Source organism: Kitasatospora putterlickiae (assembly GCF_039527695.1).
Lineage (GTDB): Bacteria > Actinomycetota > Actinomycetes > Streptomycetales > Streptomycetaceae > Kitasatospora > Kitasatospora putterlickiae.
The window spans coordinates 26549-29698 of the sequence record NZ_BAAAKJ010000228.1 but is presented as its reverse complement, the minus strand read 5'-3'; the positions used below and the strand labels follow the sequence as shown (position 1 = coordinate 29698).

The following is a 3150-nucleotide window of genomic DNA, read 5'->3' as shown; positions in this document are numbered from 1 at the left end:
GCGCGCACGGCGGCGCTGCCGGCCCGGCTGTGGAAGCCGCCCTCGCAGCTGGTCGCGGAGGGCAGCGCGGTGGTGCCGGGGACGGGCAGGAAGCAGATCTCGCCGGTGCCGCCGCGGGCGCCGCGGTGCAGCCTGCCGTTCAGGACGACGGCGGCGCCGACGCTGTGGCCGAGCCAGACCAGGACGAAGTCGTCCCGGTCACGGGCGGCGCCGATCCGGTACTCGGCGCGCCCGGCGAGGTTGACCTCGTTCTCCAGGATCACGTCGGTGCCGGGCAGGCCGCGCAGGGCGGCGAGGAGTTCGGCGTGCCAGGCGGGAATCTCGCCGGTGGACTGGAGCCGGCCGGTGGCGGGGTCGACCAGGCCGGGGGCGCCGACGGCGACGGTGTGCAGGTGCTCGACGCCGGCCCGGCGGGCGGTGTCGAGCAGGGTGCGGACGATCCGGCCGGCGGCGGCGCGGTGGGCGGCGGGGTCGGTGTCGGGCTCGGCGACGGCGAGTTCGGCGGCGCCCAGGGTCTGCCCGGCCAGGTCGGCGACGACCAGGGTGACGCCGCCAGAGCGGACGTCGATCGCGCCGAGGTGGGCGCGGGAGGCGACCAGGGCGTAGAGCCGGGCGTTGGGGCCGCGCCGCTGTTCGCCGCGTTCGCCGACGACGGCGACCAGGCCGGTCCGCTGGAGCCGTTCGAGCAGGTCGGCGACGGTGGGCCGGGAGAGGCCGGTGAGGCCGCGCAGCTCGGTCGCGGTGAGTGGTCCCTGGTCGAGCAGCAGATTGAGCGCCAACCGGTCGTTGATCGCCCGGGCGGTGCTCGGCGTGGCCGTACGCGCGGTGGTCATGGCCGAACATCCTTTCAGAGTGTTTCTATCAGGATCCCTTCCTGATAGTTTATCGAACCGCCGCACCGCCACGCCGGAGGGAACAGCCCATGACCACCAGCCCGACCCCAGCGGAACCACCCTTCGGCGGCGCGGGCGCCGCACGCCGCGCGCGTGTCGCCGTCTCGCTCGTGTTCGCCGTGCACGGCGCCATCGCCGGCACCTTCGTCAGCCGGATCCCGTGGGTCAAGGACCACCTCGGCCTCTCCGCCGGCCAGCTCGGGCTGGCCCTGGTGATGCCGGCCATCGGCTCGTCCCTGGCGATGCCGCTGGCCGGCCGGCTGGTGCACCGCTTCGGCGGGCGGGCGGCCGTCGCCGGACTGCTGTCGCTCTGCTGCGTGGCCTTCTCCCTTCCCGCGCTCGCCCCCTCGCTGCCGGTGCTCTGCCTGTTCCTGCTGTGCTTCGGCGCGACGGCGGGCATGTCGGACGTGGCGATGAACGCGCAGGGCGTGGAGATCGAGCAGCGGCTCGGCCGCTCGATCATGTCCGGCCTGCACGGCATGTGGAGCGCGGGCTCGCTGGTGGCCGCCGGGGTCGGCATCCTGGCCGCCCATCAGGACTTCGACCCCCGGGTGCAGATCGGCGTCACCGCCTTCGTCCTGCTCGCCCTCACCCAGCCGGCCTGCCGCGCGCTGCCCGACCTGCGCGCCCCCGAGCAGGCGGAGGCGCCGCCGCGGTTCGCGCTGCCGCCGCGCAGTTCGCTGGTGATCGGGCTGGTCGGCTTCTGCGCGGTGTTCGCCGAGGGCGCCTCGATGGACTGGAGCGGCGTCTACCTGCGCGACGTCACCGGCGCCTCGCCCACCGTCGCGGCGGCCGCCTACACCGCGTTCTCGCTCACCATGGCGGTCAGCCGGCTGGCCGGCGACGCGGCGATCCGCCGGCTGGGCGCCGTCCGGGCCGCCCGGCTGAGCGGCGCGATCGCCACCACCGGCGGACTGCTGGTGGTCGCCGCCGACCGCCCCGCGCTCGCCATCCCCGGCTTCGCGCTGATCGGGGTGGGCGTCGCCGTGGTGGTCCCGCTGGCCTTCGCCGCGGCCGGCCGGATCGGCGACAACCCCAGCCAGGCCATCGCCGGCGTCGCCACCGTCACCTACACCTCGGGACTGGTCGCCCCCGCGATCGTCGGCGGCCTCGCCCAGGCCACCTCGCTCACCGTCTCCTTCGGCGTGGTCGCCGCGCTCTCCGCGGCCCTGCTGCTGAGCGCGGGCGCGCTGCGCCGGGCCGAACAGCACGCCCCGGAAAACGTCATCACTTCGGAATCGAAAAAGTCTTTCGAGAAAAATACCCCTGCGATATGATGGGAAATCCTCCAGGAAATTCTCGCTAGCATTTCGAACCGCCGGGCGCACACCGCACCCGGCGGTTTCCGCTGCCGTGAAGGATTTCCCGTGTGCTACGAGGCCGACGCCGCCCCGCCCGTCTTCACCCCCGCCACCCACGCCCTCGCCGAAGCCGCCGACCTCACCCTGACCTCGGCCGACGGCACCGCGTTCGGCGCCTTCCTGGCCCGCCCGGAGCACCCCGCCGGGCCCGCCGTGCTCGTCCTGCCGGACAACAAGGGGCTTTCCGCCTTCTACCGGCAGACCGCCGTCCGGCTCGCCGAACAGGGATTCCCGGCGCTCGTCCTCGACTATTACGGGCGCACCGCCGGCGCCGACCCGAAGGACCGCGCACCGGAATTCGGCGAGCTTCCGAACCTGCTGCCGCACCTGCTCGCGCTCACCCCCGAGGGTCTGGACGCCGACCTCGCGGCGGGCATCCGCCGCCTGCGCGCGCCCGGCGGCGGCGAGGTGGTCGCGCTCGGCTTCTGCTTCGGCGGCCGGCAGGCCTTCCGCGCCGCCGCGCCGCGCTTCGGCCTGGCCGGCGCGGTCGGCTTCTACGGCTACCCCGACACCATCAACGGCGCCCCGGGGCCGACCCAGCTCGCCGCAGGGCTGAGCGCGCCCATCCTCGCGTTCTGGGGCGGCGCCGACGAGCACATCCCGTCGAGCGCGGTCGCCGCCTTCGACGCCGCGCTCACGGATGCCGGATGTGAACACGAGTTCATGACTTTTCCTCAGGCTCCGCACAACTATTTCGAACTCACGGCGGTCCAACACCGCGACGCCGCAAGGGAGTCGTGGTTCCGACTCCTCGGCTTCCTGTCCGAGCGCACCACCCGCCGCGCCTCAGGAGGACATCCGCGATGACCGCACCCCGCCGCACCCTGGCCGCCCGCCTCGGCGCCGCCACCGTCCTCACCGCCGCCCTCGCGGCGGCGCTGCCCGCCGCACCGGCG

3 protein-coding genes are annotated in these 3150 nt (G+C 74.5%); 2 read left to right on the top strand and 1 reads right to left on the bottom strand.

Translation table 11 applies throughout. From position 1 onward, the window contains the following. Window positions 1-833, bottom strand: an 833-nt coding sequence (locus ABD308_RS23145; protein WP_344338163.1) for an ROK family transcriptional regulator, incomplete at its 3' end; no start/stop codon positions are given. An 89-nt stretch (window positions 834-922) separates the two neighbouring features. Between ABD308_RS23145 and ABD308_RS23140 the strand changes: the two genes are divergently transcribed. Continuing rightward, on the top strand, window positions 923-2170 hold the full coding sequence (locus tag ABD308_RS23140; RefSeq protein ID WP_344338161.1) for an MFS transporter: 1248 nt from the start codon (window positions 923-925) through the stop codon (window positions 2168-2170). Between the two features lie 90 nt (window positions 2171-2260). Then, entirely contained in the window at window positions 2261-3061 is an 801-nt protein-coding gene (locus ABD308_RS23135) for a dienelactone hydrolase family protein (protein WP_344338159.1), read from the top strand. Window positions 3062-3150: the final 89 nt, after the last annotated feature.